Consider the following 22,808-nt stretch of genomic DNA (forward strand, 5'->3'; position numbering starts at 1 on the left):
TGGCGCTGCCCACCCCTCCCCCACTGCACGGCTCACGCCGCATTGAAGGCTCGCGGTACATGTTAACGATTGAGCGCTACATCATTGCAGAAGTGCGTCGTCCAGTGACGATGATGGTCGGCTTCCTGACCTTCGTGTTCGCCAGCTACTCGGCCGAGCGCTACCTGACCGAGGCAGCCAACGGCACTTTGGCCCTGAGCGTGGTAGTGGACATTGTCTTCTACAAAGTCCTGATCGCGCTGGAAATGCTCCTGCCAGTCGGGCTTTATGCTGCGGTCGCGATCGCGCTGGGCAGGCTGTACAACGATTCCGAAATCACCGCGCTGCTGGCCTCGGGCGTCAGCCCGCTGCGCATTTACCGTGCAGTCTTGATCATCGCCACGCCCCTGGCACTGGCGGTGACAGTGTTGTCTTTTTATGGTCGCCCGTGGGCCTATGCTCAAGCCTATCGGCTGGAGCAACTCTCCCGATCCGACCTGGATGTCAGCCACCTGCAGGCACAACGATTCAACCTCAACGACGACAACGGCCGCATGATCCTGGCGCAGCGCATCGACCAGGGCGCCAACCGGCTCACCGATGCGCTGATCTTTGACCCAGGTGAAGGCAAGAGCCGTATCTTCCGCGCCAAAGTGGCGACCGTTACCGATCCTGATCCTGCTGCACCGGCATTGACGCTGCAGCAGGGCAGCACCTACACGCTTGATCACCATGGCAGCAAAGACACCGTGCTGACCTACAAGCAGCTAATGCTGCGACTCAAGCCCATCGAGCAAACGGCTGAGTCAAGACGCAAGTCCACCCCAAGCGCAGCGCTGGCGGTCTCGGCATTACCGCAGAATAAGGCCGAACTGCAATGGCGCGAAAGCCGTGGGCTGATTGCCGTCCTGCTGGGCTTGCTGGCGGTGCCGCTCAGTCGCACGGCGCCGCGCAAGGGGCGTTTTTCTACCCTGCTGCCGATCGCGGTGCTGTTCACGGTGGTCTTCTACGGCGGCAACCTGTGCCGCACGCTGGTGGCTAATGGCGTGTTGCCCGTGACCCCAGGCTTGTGGCTGGTCCCGATGCTGATGCTAGTTGGCTTGGGTGGGTTGATTGCCCGTGACCTGCGCCTGCTGCCGAAGCGCTCACGATGAATATCTGGAAGCGCTACCTGGTCAAGAATGTGTTCGTAGGTTTCCTCGCCGCCGCAGCGCTGTTGATACCGCTGTTCACGACCTTCGACCTGATCAACGAACTCGATGATGTGAGCGCTGGCGGTTACCGCTGGACCCAAGCCGTCGCGGTGGTGCTGCTGACGCTGCCTCGTCGCCTGATCGACCTCGGGCCCTTCATTGCCTTGCTAGGCGGGATCGTCGGGCTTGGGCAACTGGCCATCAGCCAGGAGCTCACCGCCATGCGCGCGGCCGGTGTGTCGGTCATCAACATCGCCCTGGTCGCCGTCGCCGCCGGTACGATGCTCACGGTGAGCCTCGCGGCGCTGGATGAATGGGTGGCATCCCCGCTTCAGCAGCGCGCCTTGCAGATGCGGGACGTGGCCATCAACAGCTCTGATGAAGCGGCCAATGCCAGGGGCACCCTTTGGGCCAGGCGCGGCAACGAGGTTGCCAGAATCGACGCGCTGGCTGCGCACAACCGACCCAAGGGCATCGAGATATTTCGCTACAACCAAGACCTTTCGCTGGCCAGCTATATCCACGCCGACGAGGCCACAGTCCTCCAGGCAGGCAGCTGGATGCTCAAGCATGTGAACTTCAAGCAATGGAGCAATGGCGAGGAAACGGTGCAGAACCTGAACACCCTGCAGTGGGCGTCCATCTTTTCCAGCATCTACCTCAAGGAACTCACCCTGCCCAGCGACAGCTTTTCAGTCAAGCAGTTGAGTCGCTATATCCTTTTTCTCAAGGATACCGACCAGCCCGCCGAGCAGTACAGGATCGCGCTCTGGCAGAAGTTCGGCCGACCGATCCTGACCCTGGCGATGATTCTGCTGGCGGTTCCTTTCACGTTCGTGCAGCAACGGTCCCCCGGACTGGGCAGCCGTCTGGCCGTAGGCGCCATCGTCGGGCTGCTGACCTACGTGGGCAACCAGATCATCGTCAACCTCGGTTTGCTGTTCACACTTGACCCCGGAATAACCTCGTTATTGCCGCCGCTAATGATACTTAGCGTGGCCCTGGCGCTGGTCTATCGCTTTGATCGGCGTGCCTGACATCGGCAATGAACATGAAACCGCCCCTATGAAAATTCTTCACCGACACCCACAGCGCATTGGCATATTGCTCAACCCGCATAGCGGCCGGGTACGTCGTGATCTGGCGCGCTTTCGGCTGCTGGTCTGCCGACTTCCCGCCACCCGCGTCGCGCACGTCCACAACCCGGTCGAGATTGAGGAGGCACTCACCAGCTGGGCGCTGACAGAGACTGATCTGTTGGTGGTGGTCGGCGGCGATGGTACCTTGCAGGCCGCGCTGACGAGCCTGCTGCGCACCCCAGGCATGGGTGTGCCCAGGGTGTTGGTGGTGCCTGCCGGCACTACCAACATGAGCGCCAGCGCCCTCGGCCTGCGCGGCAGCCCGTTCAAAATCATCAAGGCACTGGCCCGCTGGCTGAACCTTGAAGGCCCTGAACCGCGCCTGCGTCCGACGGCGGTGCTGCAAGTCCTGAACTCGAACGACCAGCGCGTTCAATGCGGAATGTTCTTTGGGGCAGGCTCTATCGTCGCGGGGGTCCGCTACTTCCACGAGCGGATCCGGCCAACTGGCCTGAAGGGTGTAATGGGCCCGCTGACTGCATTCGTGCGCATGCTGCTTGCACTGTTTTCGCGCAATGCACAACGCCTGCTGCCGACCGTGGACGCCAGCATCACGGTTGATCGCACCACGCGCGAAGCCCCGTGGTTGCTGGTAATGGGCACCACGCTGGACAGACTGCTGCTGGGCAGCACGCCCTTCTGGGGGACAGAACATGCGCCAATGCGCTTTACCGCGATCTCCAAATCCCCTGCCCGGCTGTGTCGCGCGTTGCCTGCCGTGCTACGCGGCCGACCGAGCGCCGCCATGCGCGAGGACCCAGGCTATCTGAGCCACAACGTGCACACCGCTGGTATCGAGCGCTTGAGCGAATACCTGCTCGACGGCGAGATATTCGAGGTGACCGGAAATGTGGAACTCAAGGCCAGCACACCCGTGTGCTTCCTTACCCTGTGAGGCAAAGTCCCATGACCCAGACTGAATCCGACCTGGCGTTGGTTGAACTGAAGAAACAGGTTATCCGGGAGCTTGCCCGCCCGATCAACAAAGACCTGCATACGTTGAAACACGCCTTGCTGGCAGAGTTCGGCAGCGCTATCTCGGCCATCCTGTTCTACGGTTCGTGCCTTCGTACCCGCAACACCGGGGAAGGGCTAGTCGACCTGTATATCCTTGTCGATCAGTACCGTGACATCCATCCGTCCAAGGTCAGCCAGTGGGCCAGTGCGTTGCTCCCACCCACCGTCTTTCTGTTCAAGGCTATCAATGCGACTGGCAACGAGATACGCGCGAAATGCGCGATCCTGTCCCTTGACGACTTTGAGCGCGGCAACCGGAGCTGGTTTCAAAGCTACCTGTGGGCGCGCTTCGCCCAACCCAGTCGGCTGGTGTTCAGCCGCACCCCCATGACCGGATTACGGATTGAAGACGCGGTTTGCCACGCAGTACGGCGCCTCATATCCGAAACCATCGCTCTACAGCCGGCAATGTTCAATAACGAAACCTTCTGGACCCGTGCGTTGACGTTTACCTATGGCACTGAACTGCGCCCCGAGAACAGCGAACGTCCGGCCTTGATCGCACGCCAGAACCACGATTACTTCTCCGGTCTGCTGGAAGCGTCTTGCAGGGTACTTGGCGCTGGCTATGTCGGCGCTCAGGACGAGAAGCTGTACATCAACCATACCAGCCCGGAACAACAGCGACGCCAGGCAATGACTTGGCGGGTCAGGCGCATACAGGGCCAGGCATTGAATGTACTGCGCTTGACCAGGTCACTGTTCACGGTCAAGGGCGGCGTGGATTACGCCATCTGGAAACTGGAGCGGCACTGGGGCAAGCCAATCGAGCACGCCGACCGCTTGCGCCGCTACCCGCTCATTTTTTGCTGGCCGCTGCTCTGGCAGCTGCTGAAAAAACGGCGTGCGCCGTAACCCTGCCGATTTTGACCCCTCAGGACTTTCCAACGGCCGCCAAGAAGGCGGCTTCGGTATCGAAGAAAAAGCGCAAGCACTCTACATCAAGCCTCCAAGCGCCAGACCTACAGGGCAGCAAGAGGCGCAAATGCCTACTGAAATGAGGAAACTATGGAACCCGGCAGCTACCAACTGAGCATGAGCCTGCTCATGACGCCAGATAAAGCCAATTTTTCCGGCAATGTGCATGGAGGGGCGTTACTCAAGATGCTCGACGAGGTCGCCTTCGCCTGCGCCAAACGTTATGCAGGCAGTTATGTGGTTACGCTTTCAGTGGATCAAGTGACATTCAAGGAGCCGATCCATGTGGGTGAATTGGTCACCTTCCTTGCCTCGGTCAACTACACCGGCCGTACGTCGATGGAAGTTGGCGTGAAGGTGATGACCGAGAATATCCATGAGCGCACCGTGCGCCACACCAACAGTTGCTACTTCACCATGGTCGCCATCGACGCCAACGGCAGACCTTGCCCGGTGCGCGCACTGGTCCCCGACACGCCGACCGAATGTCGCCGTTACGCCAAGGGCCTGTTGCGCAAGCAAAGGCGCCAAGAGTTGCAGGCCCGTTATGACGAGCTCCAGGAACTGGGCTGGGCGCCGGATTCACCGGCATCAGGCAATTCTTGCCACTCAAGGAGACCCCAATGAAGGCGTTGGTAACTATTTGGATCAGTTGCGCAGTGCTGGCCGCTTCTACGACCGGATGTGCCGATACGCCTGATGACCGTTGCTCGGAGCGCCCGCAGACCTATCAAGAGCGCTATGAGCACAATAAGCGCGCTGGCGATTTCATCTGCTACGAAAAAGCGTTGGAACGCGAAATGAGTAACGGAACACCGGACGCCTGCTCGAACAGTGCGGAGTCCTATCAGGCCGCATACCAGAAACGGCAGCGATCGTCGGATTTTCTGTGTTACCAAAAGGCCTTGGCGCGAGAGCGCCGCTAGCCACAACCGCGGATCTTGTCTACTGGATAGCTTGGCGCTTGTCAAACGGAAAGCCAGCGGTAAACTATATATTGAGGTCTCTCCATGTGGCTTATTGAACTCTCCGAAAAAAGCTATGCTGTTTATGTATTAGTCCTGCTAGGGATTGCGACACTCCTGAGCCTGGCGTCTTATTTTATCGTCCGCTTTATTATTCTGCGCCTTACGGTCAAGCTGCTTTTTCATTCAGGGCGCAATCACTACAAAAAATACACAGATCGCGAAATTCGCATTGTCAAACGCTTATCGAAAATCGCCCCTATTTTAGTTTTCTTTATCTTGAGCAAATCCGGTTTAGCCCTTGACGATGCAGTCATATCAGCCATCCAGACAATATGCGGTGCACTGGGTGTCATTAATATAGCGATTGTCATCAATGATGCGCTGGATGCGGGAAGCGAAAAGCACCTGCTTCATAAGCACAGGTCCATAAAAGGCTATATCCAAATCGCCAAGTTGGTGGTTTCGGGCGTGGCAATCATACTGATAGTTGCCACGCTTTCCAACAAGTCACCCGTCATCATCCTGTCTAGCCTGGGGGCTGCCGCCGCTGTGCTGATGTTGGTTTTCCAGCATACGCTTATTTCGTTGGTTGCCAATATACAAGTCTCTTCATCCAGTGTCATTCAGATTGATGACTGGATCGAGATCCCCCAACTCAACATCAGTGGCGAGGTTATCGATATCGCCTTGCACACCATAACCATCAGGAATTGGGACAATACGATCTCCCGTGTTCCCACCAAAAACTTTATTACCGACAGCTATACCAACTGGCAACCTATGTTCGACTCGGGAGGCCGCCGCATAAAGCGTAGCTTTTATGTTGACCAGTCCAGCATTGCTTTTGCCAGCCGCGAACTTTTGCAGTCAATCGAGTCAGTGCTGTACGCAAAGGACAAGCTTCATTACGCCATGGAGGAAATGATCCTCTCCGAGAACACCAAGCAAGTCATATTTGATGGCCTTACCAATCTCGGACTATTCAGAAAGCACATCGTCGCTCATCTTAAGTCGAGGAAAGACATCAACCAGGAAATGTACCTCGTGGTGCGCCAGCTCTCCCCGACTGCCGATGGCTTACCGATCGAAATTTACTGCTTTAGCAAGAGCACTAATTGGGTTGATTATGAGGAGGCGCAATCATCGATATTTGAGTACATCTTCGCAGTTGCCAACTATTTCGATCTTGTTATTTTCCAGAATCCGAGCGGAAAGGATATAAGCTCTCTGTCGTACATTCCAAGAACAATCCGAACGGACAAAAAACGACCTGCCTGACCCGCCCCAGCACCGTAATAAAGATGCTTTCTCGGCTTTTACGCCTCCGGCGAATGACCGACAAGCGGTAAGTCGAACCTTCTGAGGTACGACTTACCGGACACGTAGACCACAGAGCGCTCGACGCACGTCAGGTCGGTCTCACGGCCAATCGAGCGGCCTCATTCAAAGCGCTTGGTTGTCGGGTGTTGTTTCCAAGTGGAGTGGTGTTGCCCGGGGTTTGCTTTTTCGTACGAACTGATACGAGATGCCCAGCAGCACAAAACCTGCTGGAGCGAAGCTCAAGGCTTGGCGCGTATCGGTCTCCAACGTCAGCAGCGCGATGATAAATGCGAAGAAAGCCAGGCACGCCCAGGCCATGATCACGCCGCCAGGCATTTGTACTTCGACGCTGTATGCAGCGCTGGCCGATTTTTCCGGTAGGCCAGGTAAGACAGCAGAATGATCGACCAGACAAACATGAAAAGGATTGCGGAGATCGTAGTGATCAGGGTGAATGCTTGCATCAGGTTTGGGATCAGATGCACCAGCAAACGCCTGCCAGCAAGCAGGTGCAGGAGAAGATCAACCCGCTGGACGGCACCGAGCGTTTCGACAGTGTAGTGAAGCGCTGCGGTGCAACGCCTTCCTGCGCCAAGCCAAACAGCATCCGGCTGGTCGAGAACCCCTGGTGTCAGGATAGTTGTCGCCTCTCCCGATTCACCTGAAAATCAACCCCGGGGGCGGAAAGCGAGTCGAAGTGCCGTACGATTCCTCTGAGCGTAAAACTGAACCGCTCAAGATGCTGCTCCCCCCGCTGAGCCTGACGATGGCCGAGGTAGCCCGGCGCGAGGGAGTCATCGAAATGTCGCTGTCCAACTGGCGTAAACAAGCCAGAGCCAAAGGATGTGAAGTGGCCGATCCCCATCACTCAGCCGAATCCTGGTCGGTGGAAATGAAGTTCTCTACCGGGTCAACACGCAACTGGGCACCGATAGGCACTGTACTTCTGAATCCTGACCGGGAGCAGCAGTACGCGAAAGAAGCGGCATAGTTGCATGGTCGACGCGACAACTACCTTGAACAACGCAGAAAGGGACCCGCCGTAAGGGCGGAAAGGTGAGTATGGGCCACTAACGTAAATGGATATTCACCCTGTATAAGTGCCCCAGTGACAGTCCCTGCCTGGCAGCATACAAGATTGTGATATTAGCGCCTTTCGTCAAAGGCTAACCCCCAACACCTCCCGCAACCGCTCCCCACGCGCATCATCCGCCGCCCCCACCAGCGCAAAGTTGTACGCCCCATGCGACCAATACCGCGCCTGCAAGGCCCCTTCCGTCCTTTCCCCACTGGGCATCCGCTCGAACCGTTCCCCAGGCGACCGCAGGAACAGGCTGACTCGCTGCCCCCCGCCATCCTCGAATACCAACAACGCCGCCGGCCCTTGTTCATTGCTCAGCAAGCGCGCCCCTACCGGCTCGAACCCGTACGCTGCCAGGTCAGGCAACTCCCCTACCCGACTGAAATGACGCCCCAGCCACGCCTGCAAGGCAGCCGGCGCACTCGCGCGAATATCCAAAGCAGGCGTGTCCGCGAACAACCGATGTGCCTGCAGGGCATCCGCCATCGGCAAGACATCGACCTGCAAGGTGGCTTCCTTCGCCTGCCAACCAGCAAAACCACCAAGCCCCAACGCAAGCACTAGCACCGCAGCGCTGGCGAACCTGCGTCGGCGACGATGACGCAGCTGTCGATCCAGGCGGGAAAGGTCCAGCGGCGCTGTAGCAGGCAGTTCATGGAGGCCCGCCAGGGCCGTGCGCAAGCGTCGAGCGTCGCTGCGCCAGGCGTCTATCCGCTGCGCCTGCTGCGGGTTGGCCGCCAGCCAGGACTCGACCTCGGCGCGGCGCGTAGCCGTCAGACGGTCATCGACATAGGCGTGCAGCTCTTGCTCGGTAGGAATCAGGGTCGTCATTTCAATCTCCGCAACGCCGGGGGCGCAGGCTTGCCCTCGGCCAATACTCGGAAGGCAGCACGGGCACGCGACAAGCGTGACATTACCGTGCCCATGGGGATGTCCAGCGCCTGGGACACTTCCCTGTAGCTCAGGCCTTCGACGCTGACCAACAACAGCAGTGCACGCTGTTCGTCCGGTAAGCGAGCAAAGGCCTCCAGGTCAGCCTGGGCCAGGATAATGCTCTCGGTCTCGTTGCCCGTAGCCTCGTCAGGTGCATGGCCGAACCAGGACAGCCAGCGCGCATGCAGCCGCTCACGCCGCTTGCCGTCGAGAAAGAGCCGATAAAGGATGGCGAACAACCAGGGTCGCAACCCCTCGGCGTCGCGCTGCTGGTCACGACGGGTCAGGGCCCGTTCGACCGTCGCCTGGACCAGATCGTCGGCACCGCCGGGCTCGCGACTCAGCCACAGCGCGAAGCGGCGCAAGCGCTGCAGCAGCTCGCGCCATTGTTGCTCGTCAAGATCATGCATGGCCAGGGTCGGTGCCTCCAGGACGTTCAGTGTACGGAGCAGACGCCTTCCTTCGAAACTTATTCCAGGCCCAAGGGAATAAAAGGTCGTCCGTACCGTCGTACCGGCTCATTCACCTACCTCGGAACGCGTTCATGAAGACCCCGTTACACGGCCCCGCCAAGTACGTGCGCCTGATTGCCATCGGTGCGGGCCTCACGGCACTGGCCTGCTCATTCGCCTATGCCGCCGGTTGGATCGGCACGCCCGGCCTCACCCCGCAACGGATCATTGACACCTTCGAGGCCCAGGCCGGTCATCATCCGGGCTATCGCAAGAACCACGCCAAGGGCATCTGCGTGACAGGCCATTTCGCCAGTAGCGGCCTGGCTCGATCGCTGTCCACCGCGCGGGTATTCAGCCAGCCCCGTGTGCCGGTGATCGGCCGCTTCGCCATCGGTGGCGCCAACCCTTCGACCCCGGACACCAAAGTGCCCACGCGCAGCCTCGCGGTACAATTCGCCACGGACGACGGCCAGGTCTGGCGCAGCGGGATGAACAACCCCCCGGTCCTGGCGGTGGGCACGCCGCAAGCCTTCTATCAGCAGGTGCTGGCGATGACCCCGGATCCGGCGACAGGCAAACCCGACCCTGCACGGATGCAGGCGTTCTTCGCGGCGCATCCGGAAAGCGCCGCGTTCCGTGCCTGGGCGTCCAGCTACAAGGCGAGCGACAGTTTCGCCAACACCGGGTACAACAGCATCAATGCCTTTCGTTTGATCGACGCCGCTGGCCATGTCCAGCCCGTTCGTTGGCAATTGGTACCGGAGACAGCCTTCAACGCGCTGCCAAGCGACGTGCGGGATGTCGACTATCTGCAGCATGACTTGCGCCAGCGGCTGGCACAGGGTCCGCTGCGCTGGAGCCTGCGCCTGACCTTGGCGGAGCCAGGCGACCCAGTCGACGACCCCAGCCAAGCCTGGCCGGACGATCGTCGCAGCATCGACGCCGGGATGCTGGTAATCGAAAGCGTCGAACCGCCCGAGCAAGGCGCTTGCCGTGACCTCAATTTCGACCCGCTGATCCTGCCCCAAGGCATCAAGGCTTCTGCCGATCCTATCCTGGCCGCCCGCTCGGCCGCCTATGCCGAGTCCTTCAACCGCCGCAGCCGTGAAACGCAACCCTCCGGAGCCCGACCATGACTTCCCCATCCATCGCCTTTCATCCTCTGCATCGGCTGATCCACTGGCTGATGGCCGCGCTGATCCTGGCGCAGTTGTTCATTGGCGTGAGCATGATCGGCGACCTGTCGGTCCGGCATGGTCAGTTCATTCAATGGCACAAGGCGATCGGCCTGGCACTGCTGGCATTGGTCCTGCTGCGCATCGGTCTGCGTCTGGCCCTGGCGCACCCTGCGATACCGAATGATCTGCCCCGCGTGCAACGTCTGGCGGCCGGTATTTCGCACTGGGTGCTCTACGCCTTGATGCTGGCGATGCCGCTGTTGGGTTGGGCGATGCTCTCGGCGGGCGGTTATCCGCGACCGTTGCAACTGCCGGCCATCGCGCCCCACGATCTGCACCTCTATGCCCTGTTGCGCCAGGCCCACGGCTGGGCTGGCTACCTGCTGTTCGCCACGGTGCTGGTGCATCTGGGAGCGGCATTGATGCATGCCCTGGTGCGACGTGATGGCGTCATGCGGAGCATGTGGCCAGGGCCGCTGCGCCGGTGAATGTATCCGTTGCGGGCAGTCCGGTTCGACAAATGCAAAAAATTATTACTAACATCACAGGTACTTGCCGCTGACTGTTATGGACTGCCCGATGAATGTCGCAAAGGATCCTGCCTCGTTGAACACCGCCCGCGCCTTGGACATACGCCCGCTGTTGCTGGTCAACATGACCTGCACCATGTCGATGATGGCTTTCGTCGCCTTGATCGGCCCCATCTCCCGCTTGCTGGGCATGGCGACCTGGCAAGCGGGGGCCGCCGTGACCGTGGCCGGGGTAGTCTGGGTGCTGCTCGCCAGGCCTTGGGGGCGTGCCGCCGACCGCTACGGACGTCGCCGCGTGCTGCTCTTGGGCAGCGCCGGCTTCACCCTGTCTTATTGGCTGCTGTGCCTGTTTATCGACGGTGCGTTGCGTTGGCTGCCTGGCGCTACCCTCGCCTTCATCGGCATGATGCTGGTGCGCGGCATGATCGGTGGTTTCTATGCCGCCCTGCCCGTGGCGGGTACCGCCCTGATCGCCGACCATGTAGAACCGCAGGCGCGCGCGCGCGCCATGGCCTCGCTGGGCGCGGCCAATGCCGTCGGCCTGGTCCTGGGTCCGGCGGTGGCGGCGCTGCTGGCACGTTACAGCCTGAGCCTGCCGTTCTATGTCATGTCGTTGCTACCGGCGAGCGCCTTTCTGATACTGCTGTTCAAGCTCAAGCCGCAGCCATTGCATCACGCCCATGCGCCCAACCCGGTACGCCTGAGCGATCCACGCTTGCGTCGGCCCCTATTGGTGGCATTCGCCGCCATGCTCAGCGTGACCGTTTCGCAGATTACCGTAGGTTTCTTCGCCCTCGATCGATTGCAGCTGCCAGCGGGCGAAGCCGCTCAGGCAGCCGGCATCGCGCTGACAACCGTGGGGGTCGCGTTGATTTTCGCCCAGGTGATGATGCGCAAGCTTGAATGGCCGCCGCTGAAGATGATCCGCGTGGGCGCAAGTGTATCGGCGCTGGGCTTCGCCTGCGCCGCACTGGCCAGCACCGCCCCTGTGCTGTGGGCCTGTTTCTTCGTCGCGGCGGCGGGCATGGGCTTTGTCTTTCCTGCTTTTTCCGCCCTGGCGGCCAATGCCATGCATGCCTCCGAGCAGGGCGCGACCGCGGGTTCCATCGGAGCCGCGCAAGGCATGGGCGCGGTGATCGGTCCACTCGCCGCAACCCTGGTCTACGCCGTCGATCCGCGCCTGCCCTACCTGGCGATTGCCGTCTTGCTGCTACTGGTCGGCCTGTGGCCAGCACCCGTAGCCCCACGAAGCTGACAAGCACAGCGCGTCGATCCCCGTAGTGTGTTTAAATGCGTCGGCCATTATTCTTTACACCACTCATTTCTACATCAAGGCGGCTATGGACACAGGGACACGACTCAAACTGGTGCGCGAACGCAACGGCCTCTCCCAGCGGGAACTGGCCCGCCGCAGCGGTCTGACCAACTCGACGATTTCGCAGATCGAACAGAATCGCGTCAGTCCCTCGGTCAGTTCCCTGAAAAAGTTGCTCGAAGGCATTCCAATGAGCCTTGCCGAGTTCTTCAGTTTCGATACACCGGTGCGTGAGGAACGTTTCGTGTTTCGTGGCGGCGAGCAGCCGGACCTGGGCCGCAACGGCCTGCGCATGCTGCTGGTCGGTGCCAGCGTCGAAGGTCGACAGATGCGCCTGCTGCGTGAGCTCTACGCTCCAGGTGCCGATTCCGGCGAGCCGATCGTGCACGCCGAGGGCGAAGAGTGCGGTCTGGTTACCCGCGGCACGGTGGAAATGTGGGTCGACGGCCAGGTAAGCGTTCTCAACTCCGGCGATGGGTATTACATCCCTACCACCCTGGCGCACAGCTTCAAGAATATCGGCCCCGAAGAGGCCGAGATCATCAGTGCCAATACCCCCGCCAACTTCTGAGTCGCGGGCTGCGTCGGCCACTGCGTCGTCCTTGAACAGCCGCGATGTCTACCAGCGCCTGCGCGATGCCGCCCTCGGTGTCAGCCCGCTGATCCTGCGGCAACGGCAGGCCGACGTGATCGAGGTAGCCATCGATGACTGGCACCTGAGCCTGGCCTGGGATTGCGAAGGCCTGGCGTACTGCCTCGGCGCCGTCAGTCCCGAAGGTCGCAGCGCCGGTCTGGAGGACTGGCACCGCTACGACACCGACCCCGTGAGCCTGCTCAGCCTCTGGGAACGCGCGCAGATCGAGCGACTGCTCGCGCGCGCTTGAAGCCGCCGTATCGACCGCTTATAGTCACAGCCGGCATGTTCCACGCCTCCCGTCCGCGGAAAGGGCTGCGCCCAGGACTGTATACCCCTTATCGTTCATGACGACTCCAGCCGAACAGCGGACTAGGCTAGCCAAGGAGATCGCATGCCTGCTACCCACCCGGCCGCCATCACGGACGGCCGCCTGAACCTCGATCAGCAACGCAAGCGCGCCAAGGAACTGTTGCAGCGTCTACGCGCGGAAGAAATCCATGCTGCCGACGACCCGCACCGACCACCGAAGCTGGCGGACGCGCAGCGGCTGGTCGCGCGCAATCTGGGCTTCACCAACTGGCCTCAGCTCAAGGCTCATTGCGATGCCCTTGCCTTCGCCAGCCGCAACCCCGGATTCGTTGCCGACGACAGGCCACAGACCCATCACTGGCGCTGCGGCAACGATATCCAGCACAGCCTGCGACTGGCGGGTTTCAAGGGACAGTTCCACATGCTCAGCGATCCGCTGTGCATGGGTCCGGTACCGGCCGTGAGCGAGGACGACTACTGCGCCCTGCGCAGCCGCTTCATCAGCCAGGCTTTCGGCATGGACCTTCGACACGCCAGGCAGCGGTTGGATGGCGAGTATGCAAGCCTGGCACTGCTCGAGCGCCAGGCGCCGGGCGTGTTGTGGTGCGAGGCCGATGCCTATGATCAGCTGTTCCTGATCCGGGTGCTGGCCAGTCTGGCAGAAGTTCCGGACGACCTGAGCCTGATCGAAAGCGATGGAGTACCGGGCGTGCAGCGCTTCATCGGTATCGGACAGCTGGCCCCTGAAGTGCTGGCCTGGCTCTGGCCACAGCGGCGCAAGGTCGATACCGCCATGCTGAGCCTGGCGCGCGAAGCCTGGGCTGCCTACCGTGCCCCTTCCCCCCTGGCCTGGGCAGCCTTGGCCCAGGGTCGGCATACGGCATTGCCGCTGCTGGCCCCGGCATTGCTGCGCCAGTTGCAGGAGCTGCCCGGTCTTGCCGATGGACTGTCACTGACCGAGCGTCTTGCCCTGCAGTCCTTGCAAGACTTGGGTCCACAAACCTTCGGCAGGTTGTTCGCCGAACTGATGGCCGTGCGCGAGCCGCTACCGTTCCTCGGCGACATGATGTTCCACGCGCTTCTACGTCCCCTTATCGACTCACCCCGCCCGCTGATCGTCGAGACCGAGCAGGAACAGCAGTGGACCCGTCGCACGCTGAGCCTGACCGCGCTGGGGCATCAGGTGCTCGCCGGACAGGCGTACGGCCTGGACCTGATCGGATGCGAGCGCTGGGTCGGTGGTGTGCAACTGCGACCCGGCCAAGGGCACTGGGCCCTGGACGCGGGGCTGCAGCCGATATGGCGCGACTGACCTGACAGATGAAGTCCAGGCGGATCTCAATGCTTTCATGAGGCAACCGGCGTCTGCTCGACCATCTCTTCGCGGCGCGCATAGCGCTGGGCCAGCACTGCACAGACCATGAGCTGGATCTGGTGGAACAGCATCAAGGGCAGGATCATCGCGCCGATGCCGGTGCCGACGAACAGGACCTGGGCCATCGGCACCCCCGTCGCCAGGCTCTTCTTCGAGGCAGCGAAGAGGATGGTGATGCGGTCTTCCAGGTTGAAACCGAACAACCGCCCAAGCATCCGGATGAGCAGCAGCACGACCCCCAGGAGGATGAAACAGACCGCGAAGAGGCCCGCCAGATGTTGCGGCGAGACAGTGCTCCACAGACCGGTTACCACCGCCTCGCTGAACGCGGTATAGACCACGAGCAGGATCGAGCCCTGGTCGACCGCTTTCAACCAGCGGGCATTGCGCTTGACCCAGTTGCCGATCCAACGGCGGACGAACTGCCCGGCAACGAACGGCACCAACAGCTGCAGCGTGATCTTCAGCACGGCATCGAGGCCGGAGCCGGTCTCACCATCGGCCCCCATCAACAACATGACCAGTACCGGCGTCAGGAAGATGCCCAGGAGGCTGGAGGCCGCGGCACTGCAGATCGCCGCCGGGATGTTGCCGCGCGCCAGGGAGGTGAAGGCGATCGCCGACTGGACGGTGGCCGGTAACGCGCAAAGGTACAGCACGCCCAGGTACAGCTCATTGCCCACCAGCGGCAGGAACAACGGCTTGAGGGCCAGGCCCAGCAGCGGGAACATCACGAAGGTGCAACTGAACACCAGCAAGTGCAGGCGCCAATGGCTCGCGCCCGCGATGATGGCCTCGCGAGAGAGCTTGGCACCGTGCAGGAAGAACAACAGGCCGATCGCCAGGTTGGTGGCCCAGCCGAACCATACCGCCCCGTCGCCGCTGCAGGGTAGCAGCGTGGCGATCAGTACCACGCCGAGCAAGGCCAGGGTGAATTTGTCGAAGAGCATTCGCAAGTACTTCATGGCAGGGTTCCGTCGCGGCTTGTCATTGTGTAGAGAGCACCATAGAGGGTTGTACGCTGTCTTGCTAACGCCGGAATAACCCGCGATGTCGCCAAACGGACACTCATGCCGCCTGCTTCTGCCAAGGCGACCTCAGTGCTCGCTACAGGGGCCCATCATCTCGAAGAAGCCTCTCATGAAGGATTGTCCGACATTATGTAGTACTTAAAATATTTCACTACAAAACGGTTGACGACGTTTATCTCGCTTGTGCATGATGGGCCCGTCTCCCCGATCGGGAGCGGTGGCATGGGTATTCCAGACGGTCTGCGCGGTAACGCAGGCCGTTCGTGGAGCGGGAACTGTCCATAAGGCAGCGTATAGAAAGCCCCTGTTGCGATGCTGCTGTAGCAGCCTTGTCGATGCGCTACATGTAGTGGCGCCGGAACGTGAAATGACCAACGAATGGGTACTAGGGGGCTTTATGATGAACTTGAACGACCAACCTACGATCGATCAACTGGCTCAGCTGTTCGCCACGCGCAAGGACAGCCTCGACGACCACCTGCTGTGGGTGAACCACTCGGGCCAAGTGCGCCTGGATCGGGTGCCACCACACATCACCGAGGCGGAATTCGAGGAGCACATGCCAAGCATGCGTGCTCGCTTCAAGGTCTACCGTCGAGGCCAGGGCTATGTCGGCAAGAAGGCTGCCGCCGACACCGAGTTCGTCGGGCGAGTATTGCAGACGCTGCAGCAGCAGTGGCCTGTCGCCTGCGAGCAGCAGGTCGTCAAGGTGATCGAACCGCTCAATTGATTCGCCCGTAATCGTGAGCCCGGCCTGCAAGCCTTGGGACTGTTCATCTGCTTCCATTCGAGGTGAACGGTCCCGTCACGCGGCCGGGCCCGTTTGTTTCAAACCAACGCAACAACCACCGGCTACTTGCGCGAATCAGGCTTGCAAGCGTTCGGCCCAAGGGTCGGAAGATGGTTGCGCTCCGATGGCGAGCGCTCGAGCCCGCTCGACGCCCCAGACAAGGGCACGGGTCATGGTCTCTCCAGGCCTTGCCGGATAGAACTCCTCGAGCAGCGCCTTTCCATGACGCGAATACAAGCCCAGGAACAATTGCGTCGCTCCCACTCGTGACAGACGAACCTGCACATCGATACTGGTGCCGTCGCTGAGCTCCTCATCATGTGCGCGGCTATGCAAGCGCGCATCGGCCCATTTCCAGTAAGTTGCTTCCCTGATACGCATGACGATTCTCACTCCATTAATGATACGAATCCTGCGCCAGTAAGGCATAGTCGCGCCTGGTCCGCGACTGGGACTGGCCAATACCTTGAGCAGGATCAATAAAGATAGTGAAAGCGTCACCGTCGAACGCAAAACAGATCACATCGCTCTTGTCCGGAACAGGCCAGGCGTAGGCGATACGGTGTTGCGTCGCGGTGAGCAGAACGCCAGCCAGATGGCCGCCTACTTGCGAGCAGGCAACCGTGGCGTGAAACGGCCCAGCTTGGCGCGCTGCAAGTGCACAGGCTTGAGCTGCTGGGAATCATCCAGCGTCATATGGGCGAAGCCCAGGCGGAAGGCTGTCTGACCACACCACACTTGGTTGTTGATTGGAAACTCGTCATTGAGATCTTCGAAAGTCGCTGCATTCATGCCCTGTCTCCCTCCATCGCGACAACGCCGGCAAGCAGATTGATTGCCTAAAGGAGCATCGTCTCGTTGAAATCAGACTAGCCGGTCATTTGCGGACTACCTGTCCGAAAGAGCACGGTCCGACCAGTGGCACATCGCCTTACTTTTTCGGCTGGCTCATTGACAGGGAAGCACCGTTTCTGGAGTTCGCGAGGGTTTCCGGATGCATGCCATCATACGCTCGCGCCGCCCTATCCTACCTACCTCAACCGTACCGCCGTACCCGTCGCGAATACTACGACCATGCCCCCTTGTGCCGAAGGCATGCTGATTTCGAAGTTGACGCCAACCAACGCGTCGGCCTGCAACTGTCGCGCACGGGCCTTGAGCTCTTCGGTAGCTTGCGCCCTCGCTTCCTTCAACGCGCTTTCCAGCGTCTGCGAGCGGCCCCCGAAGACATCCCTGAATCGGGCGAAGAAATCGCGCACGAAGTTGACACCCTGGACCGATTCGGCGCTGACCACATCGAGGTATGCCGTGATCTGGCGACCTTCGATGTGATGGGTAGTGGTAATGATCATGCGTGCTCCTGGGCCAGGCCCAGGCGAAGGCCCGGGCACTGGAGCGATCTTAGCAAACCGCCGCGCGCAGACGCTGGCCCAGGCGAGCGCCGAATACATTGATCAGCAGCCCAAGCATCACCAGCATCGCGCCCCAGCCCTGCAGCACGCTCAGCCGCTCGCCCAGTAGCCAGGCAGACGTGCTGAGGCCGATCACCGGCACCAGCAGCGAGAACGGAGCCACCTTGCCTGCCGGGTGGCGCGACAGCAGCGTGCTCCACAGCCCGTAGCCGAGCATGGTGGCAATGAAGGCCAGATAGGCCAGCACACCGATGGAGCTCCAACCGAGGTTGAGCAAGGCATGGCTGATCAGCTCCGGCCCCTCGAGCCACCACGACAAGGCCAGAAACGGCAACGGAGGCACCAGCGCGCCCCAGACCACCAGGGCCACCAGATCTACCGAGCCGAACCGCCGGGTGATGATATTGCCTATGCCCCACATGGCACCCGCGCACAGGGTCAGCAACAGCGCCAGCAACGGTACATGGCTGCTGTCCTCGCTGCCGATCAGCACCAGCCCCCCAGCGGCCACCACCAAGCCGGCCACGCTTGCCGGACGAAGACGCTCACGCAGGAAAATGGCGGCGAAGAACAGCGTGAAGAAGGCCTGCGACTGAAGCACCAGCGACGCCAGGCCCGGCGGCATGCCGCTATACATGGATTGGAAAAGGAATGCGAACTGGCCCAGTGAGATGGTTGCGCCATAGGCAATCAACCACTTCCAGGGCAGCTTCGGCCGCTTGATCAGCAGCACCGCCGGAAACGCCACCAACAGAAAGCGCAAGGCGCCGAGCAGCATGGGCGGGACGCCGTCGAGCCCGACCTTGATCACGACGAAATTGAGCCCCCAGACGATGATGACCACGAGTGCCAGGAACAGATCCTTGACTGGCATTGGTACTCCTACTGTCTTGCTGAGAAATATTTTGTGACAGCATAAGCATATTCCGGGCAAGTGGGTATTGAATCCAGAGATCGAAACGGTCGCGGCCGATTCTGGAAATCCGAACGCCCCATTGCCCAGCGGCACACGGTTCGTAAAACGATCTGACACCTACAAGACGCCCGCCAGCGTTGTGGCGGCGGGCCGTCTCCTCACACTTCAAACCACCGGCCTCTTTGTCGGTCGGTCGAAAACCACCCGTGCCCGTATCCAGGTAACTCGAGTATTTGTTATTACTCCTCGCGCAACACACCCTCTCGCTTCGGTACCTTTTCAGTAACGCCTGACAGGCATATGGTGTAGGCCGCAAAATTCCCAGGAGCTTCCATGTTCAACCGTTTCCCTTCTGTTCGTCCCCGTCGCCTGCGTCAGAACGAAGCCCTGCGCTCGATCTTCCAGGAAACCGAGTTCCGCCTCGAAGACCTGATCCTGCCGATATTCGTCGAGGAAGGCATTGATGATTTCGTGCCGATCAACAGCATGCCGGGTGTGAATCGCATCCCTGAAAAGTTGCTCGCGCAAGAGATCGAGCGCTACGCCCGCGCCGGTATCAAGTCGGTCATGACCTTTGGTGTCTCGCATCATCTGGATGAGGTCGGCAGTGACACCTGGAACGAAAACGGCCTGGTGGCGCGCATGGCGCGGATCTGCAAGGACACTGTGCCGGAAATGGTAGTGATGTCCGACACCTGCTTCTGCGAATACACCAGCCACGGTCATTGCGGCGTAGTGCACGACCACGGCGTGGACAATGACGCCACCCTGGCCAACCTGGGCAAGCAAGCGGTGGTCGCTGCCGCGGCCGGTGCCGACTTCATCGCGCCTTCTGCGGCGATGGACGGTCAGGTCCAGGCGATTCGTGGTGCACTGGATGCTGCGGGCTTCCGTGACACCGCAATCATGGCCTACTCGACCAAGTTTGCTTCGTCGCTCTACGGCCCATTTCGCGAAGCTGGTGGTACCTCTCTCAAGGGCGATCGCAAGAGCTACCAGATGAACCCGATGAACCGTCGCGAAGCTGTACGCGAGTCGTTGCTCGACGAGCAGGAAGGGGCGGACGTACTGATGGTCAAACCGGCGGGCGCTTACCTTGACGTAATCGCCGACATCCGCGCCGCTTCGCGCCTGCCGCTGGCGGCGTATCAGGTGAGCGGTGAATACGCGATGATCAAGTTCGGCGGGTTGGCTGGCGCGATCGATGAAGGGCGAGTAATGCGTGAGAGCATTGGCGCCATCAAGCGGGCCGGTGCTGACCTTATCCTGACCTACTTCGCGATGGACCTTGCCCGCGAAGGGATCTGATCAAAGCCATTGGCTGTGGCGCGATAGCTGCTCAACGTCAGGAGTTCGTCGTTTTCGGCAGTGCGCGTACTGGCAAGATCGGGTGACTTCAAATACCGAACACAGCAGATCGACATACTCTTCGGAGCGCAGTTGATCGATTGACGCCGACGTTAAGGCCGTTCGATTGCGGGATACGCGGCGCTGAGAGGCGGTATGGGCTCCCTCAGCCGTCCGCGTCGGTAGTCATTCTCTAGATCCACTATGCCCTGCCCTTGGGGAATACGGCGAACGAGTCGCTGCCGATCGACGAGAAGCCAAAGGCATCATGCCGTTCGACGCAAAAAAAGTTGAACCCTGCAACCAGCCTGGCTTCTCAGTAGATGCGCGTCACTTTAAGCAAGGAGCCCGCCCATGCCCGCACTCCCCTACAAACCCAGCCTCCTGGCCCTGATCCTGGCGTTCATGATGAGTGGCCCGACCCAAGCCGCCACCTCCGACAGTACTTTCGTCAACGAGGCCGCCACTGCCGCGATCGCCGAGATCCAGAGCAGCCAGCTTGCGCTGGAGAAATCCGGCAATCCTCAGGTGAAGGCCTTCGCTCAGCGAATGATCGACGATCATGACAAAGCCAATCGTGAACTGTTCGATCTGGCCAAGGACAATGGTTTCGACGTGCCGGATGAAGCCACGCTGGCGGCCAAGGCCGACAGGATGATGCTGCAGGTGCAGGACGGTGCATCGTTCGATGCGGCCTATGTCCGCCATCAGGTCGATGCGCATGAGCATGCGATACGACTGTTCGAGGCTCACGAAGAGTCAGCCACCGCCACGGAGCCTTTGCGTATGTATGCGCACCAGACGCTCCCCGTCCTCAAGCACCATCTGGAGGCAGCCATGCAACTGCAGAAAGCGTTACCGATCGACGACAATGGAGCGCGAAAGCCATGAAGATGCCCTGCCGCGCGCCGAGCACTTGCCTACAGCTCGATTACGTACGCGACACCCTGTTCGGTCCGGTGGCCAGCCGGGTCGAATGCGACGTCCAGGTCGCCGCGGTGAACCTGCAAGGACGCCCGGGCATGCGGCTGCTCGTGTCCGCGCCGCTGCCCGACAAACTCGAGCGTTCTCACAGCGTTGCCTTTGTCTGGGAAGGCCGTAGCTACCACGGTCTGGTGAGAGACCATGTGAAATGTAGCAGCGGCGCCTTGAAGCTGGTGTTGGAACTGCAGTGACCAATGGCGGCGAGAAAAGCTGAACCGCGGCCAATCGAAGCTTTCCATTGGAAAATGACTGCGCGCCTACGCGGCCTGACCTGCGCGGCCCGACCTGGAGGAAAAGTGATCATGAACAGTCCCCTGCTCAAGCTCTTCACTCGACCCACGGACGCCTGGATGGATATCCGCCGAGCCGAGGAAGCGCACCCCCAGCAATACCTTGTGCGATTGTTGGCCATGGCGCTCGTGCCTGCGCTCTGCCTGTTCGTCGGCACCACTACCCTGGGCTGGAGCCTGGCGGCCGAGGAGCGGGTGCGCCTGAACCTTGCCAGCGCAGCGCAATTGAGCCTATTGCTTTATGTCACGACGGTCGTCGGCATCATGCTCATGGGCGTGATGATCCGCTGGATGTCGAGGGGTTTCGACAGCACGCCCGGCTTGAACCGTTGCATCGGGTTCGCGGCTTACTGCGCAACCCCGTGGTTCGTCGCGGGCGTGGTCGGGCTGGTGCCCAGTCGCTGGCTCGCGGTCACCGCGTTGATGGCCGCTTCGGCCTATGCGACCTTTTTGCTGTACAGCGGTCTGCAGACCTTCCTACGGTTGCGCAAGGAACAGGCCTTGCTGTTCGCTACCTGCATCTGGGGCGTCGGCCTGTTGCTGTTGGTAACTATTCTCGTATCGATGATCCTGTTCTGGTTCAACGTGCTGATGCCTGGATATGTACGGTCGGCCAGCCTGGGCTGAACGGCTCGCGACGCAAGTCAGGCGATCGCCCTGCTCCTGGTATTGTTCCCTGGGCGCTGCTGGGTACGTAACTGGTTGACCAAGGCGAGCAAGTCGCGAGAGTGATTGATGCTGGCCAGTGGGATCCCGTTCAGGATCAGGCACTGCTCGAGGCTTTCCCCACGACCCAGACGGATATTCAGACTGATACCGTCCGGACAGCTGACCTCGCAGCGATCGGGCAAGCACGCCTGCTCGATCAGCTGACGCATTTCCAACAATGAAACGCCTGGCATGGACATGGGGGCGACCTCGCTTCCCGAGAATGAAGTGTTGGAATTACGCCTGGCGGGGCGAAGGTGCCAATTGAAATTGCGCATGACCACCATCCCGGGGCGATTGTTTGGGTCAATGAACGTCATCCCTCGACCCCTTTGCACCTTAGCGGATGAACCTTGCCCGCTCCGTGCGTTCGATCAGATGTCGCCGCCAAGCGACAGGCGGTTGCCGCTGGCCATCATCTTGACCTCGAGCGCGCGGATCAAACTTTTCCACGTCGGCAAGCTCTGACCTTGAGATCCGGGCATTTCTGGCTCGAGGTCCAGCCGCACTTGTATAGAAAGGGATATGGGACAGCTGATGAGCGATGACAACCTCTACATAATCGACTACGCCCTGCATGGACAGCCCAAGTCCTTCATCATTCGCGCCGCGCATATGGACAACGCCGAGGCCTGGCATTGGGCGAGCTGCGATGCCGGAATCGGACGCATCGGGCGCTATGGGCGAGAGAAGATCAAGAAAGTCAGCAAGCCGCTGGCAGAGCGCTATGGGATCACCGCGGTCAGTTGGAGACAGTCTCACTGAATAACAGCTACGGCAATGCCAGGAGCCGGTCCGCAGAGCCGTCGAACGCAAGCGCAACAACGCCCCTATTGCTTCCGGGTATCACTCAAGCGCCCGGACTAGGAGCAGATAGCGGATCACTTGCGTCACGCTGATCGGCAATGCCTGTTCAAGTATCTACAAGGTCTGGCGGCTGTCATTGAGCGCAATCGTCCGCTGCCCCCTCAACATGTAAACGC

At 60.5% G+C, this 22,808-nt stretch carries 27 protein-coding genes and 2 pseudogenes; 20 read left to right on the top strand and 9 right to left on the bottom strand.

Annotated elements, in window-relative coordinates; translation table 11 throughout:
- Positions 1–59 precede the first annotated feature (59 nt).
- The 7 genes from lptF to G7009_RS00100 all read left to right on the top strand — a co-directional run bounded on the left by lptF (position 60) and on the right by G7009_RS00100 (position 6,492).
- The gene (gene lptF, locus G7009_RS00070; RefSeq protein WP_181127945.1) at positions 60–1,133 is read left to right on the top strand and encodes an LPS export ABC transporter permease LptF; all 1,074 of its coding nucleotides are present in this window, start codon (positions 60–62) and stop codon (positions 1,131–1,133) included.
- Positions 1,130–2,209, top strand: a complete 1,080-nt coding sequence (lptG, locus tag G7009_RS00075) for an LPS export ABC transporter permease LptG (RefSeq protein WP_181127946.1) — start codon at positions 1,130–1,132, stop codon at positions 2,207–2,209. The genes lptF and lptG overlap by 4 nt, the downstream gene beginning before the upstream one ends.
- A gap of 28 nt (positions 2,210–2,237) precedes the next feature.
- Positions 2,238–3,206 carry a diacylglycerol/lipid kinase family protein gene (locus tag G7009_RS00080; RefSeq protein WP_181127947.1) on the top strand — a complete coding sequence of 323 codons (969 nt, stop codon included), beginning with the start codon at positions 2,238–2,240 and terminating at the stop codon, positions 3,204–3,206.
- A gap of 11 nt (positions 3,207–3,217) precedes the next feature.
- Positions 3,218–4,183 carry a hypothetical protein gene (locus G7009_RS00085; RefSeq protein WP_181127948.1) on the top strand — a complete coding sequence of 322 codons (966 nt, stop codon included), beginning with the start codon at positions 3,218–3,220 and terminating at the stop codon, positions 4,181–4,183.
- Positions 4,184–4,336: 153 nt separating this feature from the next.
- Positions 4,337–4,873 carry a hotdog domain-containing protein gene (locus G7009_RS00090; protein WP_181127949.1) on the top strand — a complete coding sequence of 179 codons (537 nt, stop codon included), beginning with the start codon at positions 4,337–4,339 and terminating at the stop codon, positions 4,871–4,873.
- A complete protein-coding gene (locus tag G7009_RS00095) occupies positions 4,870–5,172 on the top strand; it encodes a hypothetical protein (RefSeq protein ID WP_181127950.1) in 303 nt (100 codons plus the stop codon). Before G7009_RS00090 ends, G7009_RS00095 begins: the two co-directional genes overlap by 4 nt.
- 84 nt (positions 5,173–5,256) lie before the next feature.
- Positions 5,257–6,492 carry a mechanosensitive ion channel family protein gene (locus G7009_RS00100; RefSeq protein WP_181127951.1) on the top strand — a complete coding sequence of 412 codons (1,236 nt, stop codon included), beginning with the start codon at positions 5,257–5,259 and terminating at the stop codon, positions 6,490–6,492.
- 165 nt (positions 6,493–6,657) lie between these two features.
- Here the strand turns inward: G7009_RS00100 and G7009_RS00105 are convergent.
- A pseudogene (locus G7009_RS00105) lies at positions 6,658–7,156 on the bottom strand (amino acid permease); the annotation flags it as partial.
- A gap of 117 nt (positions 7,157–7,273) precedes the next feature.
- Here G7009_RS00105 and G7009_RS27555 point away from each other — a divergent pair.
- Positions 7,274–7,438, top strand: a pseudogene (locus tag G7009_RS27555) (transposase); the annotation flags it as partial.
- A 255-nt stretch (positions 7,439–7,693) separates the two neighbouring features.
- Here G7009_RS27555 and G7009_RS00115 read toward each other — a convergent pair.
- Positions 7,694–8,446 carry an anti-sigma factor family protein gene (locus tag G7009_RS00115; RefSeq protein WP_181127953.1) on the bottom strand — a complete coding sequence of 251 codons (753 nt, stop codon included), beginning with the start codon at positions 8,444–8,446 and terminating at the stop codon, positions 7,694–7,696.
- Entirely contained in the window at positions 8,443–8,958 is a 516-nt protein-coding gene (locus G7009_RS00120) for a sigma-70 family RNA polymerase sigma factor (RefSeq protein WP_181127954.1), read from the bottom strand. The genes G7009_RS00115 and G7009_RS00120 overlap by 4 nt, the downstream gene beginning before the upstream one ends.
- Positions 8,959–9,092: 134 nt before the next feature.
- Between G7009_RS00120 and G7009_RS00125 the strand changes: the two genes are divergently transcribed.
- The 6 genes from G7009_RS00125 to G7009_RS00150 all read left to right on the top strand — a co-directional run bounded on the left by G7009_RS00125 (position 9,093) and on the right by G7009_RS00150 (position 14,284).
- On the top strand, positions 9,093–10,139 hold the full coding sequence (locus G7009_RS00125; RefSeq protein ID WP_181127955.1) for a catalase family peroxidase: 1,047 nt from the start codon (positions 9,093–9,095) through the stop codon (positions 10,137–10,139).
- Positions 10,136–10,669 (top strand): cytochrome b, encoded by a 534-nt coding sequence (locus tag G7009_RS00130; protein WP_181127956.1) that lies wholly within the window; start codon positions 10,136–10,138, stop codon positions 10,667–10,669. The genes G7009_RS00125 and G7009_RS00130 overlap by 4 nt, the downstream gene beginning before the upstream one ends.
- A gap of 91 nt (positions 10,670–10,760) precedes the next feature.
- The gene (locus G7009_RS00135; protein WP_181127957.1) at positions 10,761–11,966 is read left to right on the top strand and encodes an MFS transporter; all 1,206 of its coding nucleotides are present in this window, start codon (positions 10,761–10,763) and stop codon (positions 11,964–11,966) included.
- Between the two features lie 85 nt (positions 11,967–12,051).
- Positions 12,052–12,597 (top strand): cupin domain-containing protein, encoded by a 546-nt coding sequence (locus G7009_RS00140; RefSeq protein ID WP_181127958.1) that lies wholly within the window; start codon positions 12,052–12,054, stop codon positions 12,595–12,597.
- A 31-nt stretch (positions 12,598–12,628) separates the two neighbouring features.
- Entirely contained in the window at positions 12,629–12,910 is a 282-nt protein-coding gene (locus tag G7009_RS00145; protein ID WP_219856380.1) for a DUF7693 family protein, read from the top strand.
- Positions 12,911–13,054: 144 nt separating this feature from the next.
- Positions 13,055–14,284 carry a DUF1835 domain-containing protein gene (locus tag G7009_RS00150; RefSeq protein ID WP_181127959.1) on the top strand — a complete coding sequence of 410 codons (1,230 nt, stop codon included), beginning with the start codon at positions 13,055–13,057 and terminating at the stop codon, positions 14,282–14,284.
- Positions 14,285–14,319: 35 nt separating this feature from the next.
- Here G7009_RS00150 and G7009_RS00155 read toward each other — a convergent pair whose 3' ends face one another.
- The gene (locus G7009_RS00155) at positions 14,320–15,312 is read right to left on the bottom strand and encodes a bile acid:sodium symporter family protein (protein ID WP_181127960.1); all 993 of its coding nucleotides are present in this window, start codon (positions 15,310–15,312) and stop codon (positions 14,320–14,322) included.
- 463 nt (positions 15,313–15,775) lie between these two features.
- On the opposite strand from G7009_RS00155, the gene G7009_RS00160 reads away from it, so the two are divergent.
- Positions 15,776–16,108 carry a hypothetical protein gene (locus G7009_RS00160; protein WP_181127961.1) on the top strand — a complete coding sequence of 111 codons (333 nt, stop codon included), beginning with the start codon at positions 15,776–15,778 and terminating at the stop codon, positions 16,106–16,108.
- A 135-nt stretch (positions 16,109–16,243) separates the two neighbouring features.
- Here the strand turns inward: G7009_RS00160 and G7009_RS00165 are convergent, their stop codons facing one another.
- The 4 genes from G7009_RS00165 to G7009_RS00180 form a co-directional block, all read right to left on the bottom strand.
- Positions 16,244–16,549 carry a hypothetical protein gene (locus tag G7009_RS00165; protein WP_181127962.1) on the bottom strand — a complete coding sequence of 102 codons (306 nt, stop codon included), beginning with the start codon at positions 16,547–16,549 and terminating at the stop codon, positions 16,244–16,246.
- Between the two features lie 222 nt (positions 16,550–16,771).
- Positions 16,772–16,960: a hypothetical protein gene (locus G7009_RS00170; protein WP_181127963.1), complete on the bottom strand. Its 189-nt coding sequence runs from the start codon at positions 16,958–16,960 to the stop codon at positions 16,772–16,774.
- A 239-nt stretch (positions 16,961–17,199) separates the two neighbouring features.
- On the bottom strand, positions 17,200–17,520 hold the full coding sequence (locus G7009_RS00175) for a YbjQ family protein (protein ID WP_181127964.1): 321 nt from the start codon (positions 17,518–17,520) through the stop codon (positions 17,200–17,202).
- Between the two features lie 49 nt (positions 17,521–17,569).
- Positions 17,570–18,454, bottom strand: coding sequence for an EamA family transporter (locus G7009_RS00180; protein WP_181127965.1), 885 nt, complete (start codon positions 18,452–18,454; stop codon positions 17,570–17,572).
- Positions 18,455–18,829: 375 nt separating this feature from the next.
- On the opposite strand from G7009_RS00180, the gene hemB reads away from it, so the two are divergent.
- The 4 genes from hemB (at position 18,830) to G7009_RS00200 (ending at position 21,744) form a co-directional block, all read left to right on the top strand.
- Positions 18,830–19,804, top strand: coding sequence for a porphobilinogen synthase (gene hemB, locus G7009_RS00185; protein ID WP_181127966.1), 975 nt, complete (start codon positions 18,830–18,832; stop codon positions 19,802–19,804).
- Between the two features lie 393 nt (positions 19,805–20,197).
- The gene (locus G7009_RS00190; protein WP_181127967.1) at positions 20,198–20,734 is read left to right on the top strand and encodes a DUF4142 domain-containing protein; all 537 of its coding nucleotides are present in this window, start codon (positions 20,198–20,200) and stop codon (positions 20,732–20,734) included.
- The gene (locus G7009_RS00195) at positions 20,731–21,018 is read left to right on the top strand and encodes a hypothetical protein (RefSeq protein ID WP_181127968.1); all 288 of its coding nucleotides are present in this window, start codon (positions 20,731–20,733) and stop codon (positions 21,016–21,018) included. Before G7009_RS00190 ends, G7009_RS00195 begins: the two co-directional genes overlap by 4 nt.
- 111 nt (positions 21,019–21,129) lie before the next feature.
- Positions 21,130–21,744 carry a Yip1 family protein gene (locus tag G7009_RS00200; protein WP_181127969.1) on the top strand — a complete coding sequence of 205 codons (615 nt, stop codon included), beginning with the start codon at positions 21,130–21,132 and terminating at the stop codon, positions 21,742–21,744.
- A 17-nt stretch (positions 21,745–21,761) separates the two neighbouring features.
- Here the strand turns inward: G7009_RS00200 and G7009_RS00205 are convergent, their stop codons facing one another.
- Positions 21,762–22,025, bottom strand: a complete 264-nt coding sequence (locus G7009_RS00205) for a DUF1652 domain-containing protein (protein WP_181127970.1) — start codon at positions 22,023–22,025, stop codon at positions 21,762–21,764.
- Between the two features lie 337 nt (positions 22,026–22,362).
- Between G7009_RS00205 and G7009_RS00210 the strand changes: the two genes are divergently transcribed.
- Positions 22,363–22,590 (top strand): DUF6555 family protein, encoded by a 228-nt coding sequence (locus G7009_RS00210; protein ID WP_181127971.1) that lies wholly within the window; start codon positions 22,363–22,365, stop codon positions 22,588–22,590.
- The last annotated feature ends 218 nt before the right edge of the window (positions 22,591–22,808 follow it).

The organism is Pseudomonas capeferrum, assembly GCF_013523055.1.
In the GTDB taxonomy this organism is placed as follows: domain Bacteria; phylum Pseudomonadota; class Gammaproteobacteria; order Pseudomonadales; family Pseudomonadaceae; genus Aquipseudomonas; species Aquipseudomonas capeferrum_A.

Bases quoted from the DNA above. Each gene is read 5' to 3' on its own strand.
- lptF (WP_181127945.1), top strand. From the start codon at position 60: ATGTTAACGATTGAGCGCTACATCATTGCAGAAGTGCGTCGTCCAGTG.
- lptG (WP_181127946.1), top strand. From the start codon at position 1,130: ATGAATATCTGGAAGCGCTACCTGGTCAAGAATGTGTTCGTAGGTTTC.
- G7009_RS00080 (WP_181127947.1), top strand. From the start codon at position 2,238: ATGAAAATTCTTCACCGACACCCACAGCGCATTGGCATATTGCTCAAC.
- G7009_RS00085 (WP_181127948.1), top strand. From the start codon at position 3,218: ATGACCCAGACTGAATCCGACCTGGCGTTGGTTGAACTGAAGAAACAG.
- G7009_RS00090 (WP_181127949.1), top strand. From the start codon at position 4,337: ATGGAACCCGGCAGCTACCAACTGAGCATGAGCCTGCTCATGACGCCA.
- G7009_RS00095 (WP_181127950.1), top strand. From the start codon at position 4,870: ATGAAGGCGTTGGTAACTATTTGGATCAGTTGCGCAGTGCTGGCCGCT.
- G7009_RS00100 (WP_181127951.1), top strand. From the start codon at position 5,257: ATGTGGCTTATTGAACTCTCCGAAAAAAGCTATGCTGTTTATGTATTA.
- G7009_RS00115 (WP_181127953.1), bottom strand. From the start codon at position 8,446: ATGACGACCCTGATTCCTACCGAGCAAGAGCTGCACGCCTATGTCGAT.
- G7009_RS00120 (WP_181127954.1), bottom strand. From the start codon at position 8,958: ATGCATGATCTTGACGAGCAACAATGGCGCGAGCTGCTGCAGCGCTTG.
- G7009_RS00125 (WP_181127955.1), top strand. From the start codon at position 9,093: ATGAAGACCCCGTTACACGGCCCCGCCAAGTACGTGCGCCTGATTGCC.
- G7009_RS00130 (WP_181127956.1), top strand. From the start codon at position 10,136: ATGACTTCCCCATCCATCGCCTTTCATCCTCTGCATCGGCTGATCCAC.
- G7009_RS00135 (WP_181127957.1), top strand. From the start codon at position 10,761: ATGAATGTCGCAAAGGATCCTGCCTCGTTGAACACCGCCCGCGCCTTG.
- G7009_RS00140 (WP_181127958.1), top strand. From the start codon at position 12,052: ATGGACACAGGGACACGACTCAAACTGGTGCGCGAACGCAACGGCCTC.
- G7009_RS00150 (WP_181127959.1), top strand. From the start codon at position 13,055: ATGCCTGCTACCCACCCGGCCGCCATCACGGACGGCCGCCTGAACCTC.
- G7009_RS00155 (WP_181127960.1), bottom strand. From the start codon at position 15,312: ATGAAGTACTTGCGAATGCTCTTCGACAAATTCACCCTGGCCTTGCTC.
- G7009_RS00160 (WP_181127961.1), top strand. From the start codon at position 15,776: ATGATGAACTTGAACGACCAACCTACGATCGATCAACTGGCTCAGCTG.
- G7009_RS00165 (WP_181127962.1), bottom strand. From the start codon at position 16,549: ATGCGTATCAGGGAAGCAACTTACTGGAAATGGGCCGATGCGCGCTTG.
- G7009_RS00170 (WP_181127963.1), bottom strand. From the start codon at position 16,960: ATGAATGCAGCGACTTTCGAAGATCTCAATGACGAGTTTCCAATCAAC.
- G7009_RS00175 (WP_181127964.1), bottom strand. From the start codon at position 17,520: ATGATCATTACCACTACCCATCACATCGAAGGTCGCCAGATCACGGCA.
- G7009_RS00180 (WP_181127965.1), bottom strand. From the start codon at position 18,454: ATGCCAGTCAAGGATCTGTTCCTGGCACTCGTGGTCATCATCGTCTGG.
- hemB (WP_181127966.1), top strand. From the start codon at position 18,830: ATGTTCAACCGTTTCCCTTCTGTTCGTCCCCGTCGCCTGCGTCAGAAC.
- G7009_RS00190 (WP_181127967.1), top strand. From the start codon at position 20,198: ATGCCCGCACTCCCCTACAAACCCAGCCTCCTGGCCCTGATCCTGGCG.
- G7009_RS00195 (WP_181127968.1), top strand. From the start codon at position 20,731: ATGAAGATGCCCTGCCGCGCGCCGAGCACTTGCCTACAGCTCGATTAC.
- G7009_RS00200 (WP_181127969.1), top strand. From the start codon at position 21,130: ATGAACAGTCCCCTGCTCAAGCTCTTCACTCGACCCACGGACGCCTGG.
- G7009_RS00205 (WP_181127970.1), bottom strand. From the start codon at position 22,025: ATGTCCATGCCAGGCGTTTCATTGTTGGAAATGCGTCAGCTGATCGAG.
- G7009_RS00210 (WP_181127971.1), top strand. From the start codon at position 22,363: ATGAGCGATGACAACCTCTACATAATCGACTACGCCCTGCATGGACAG.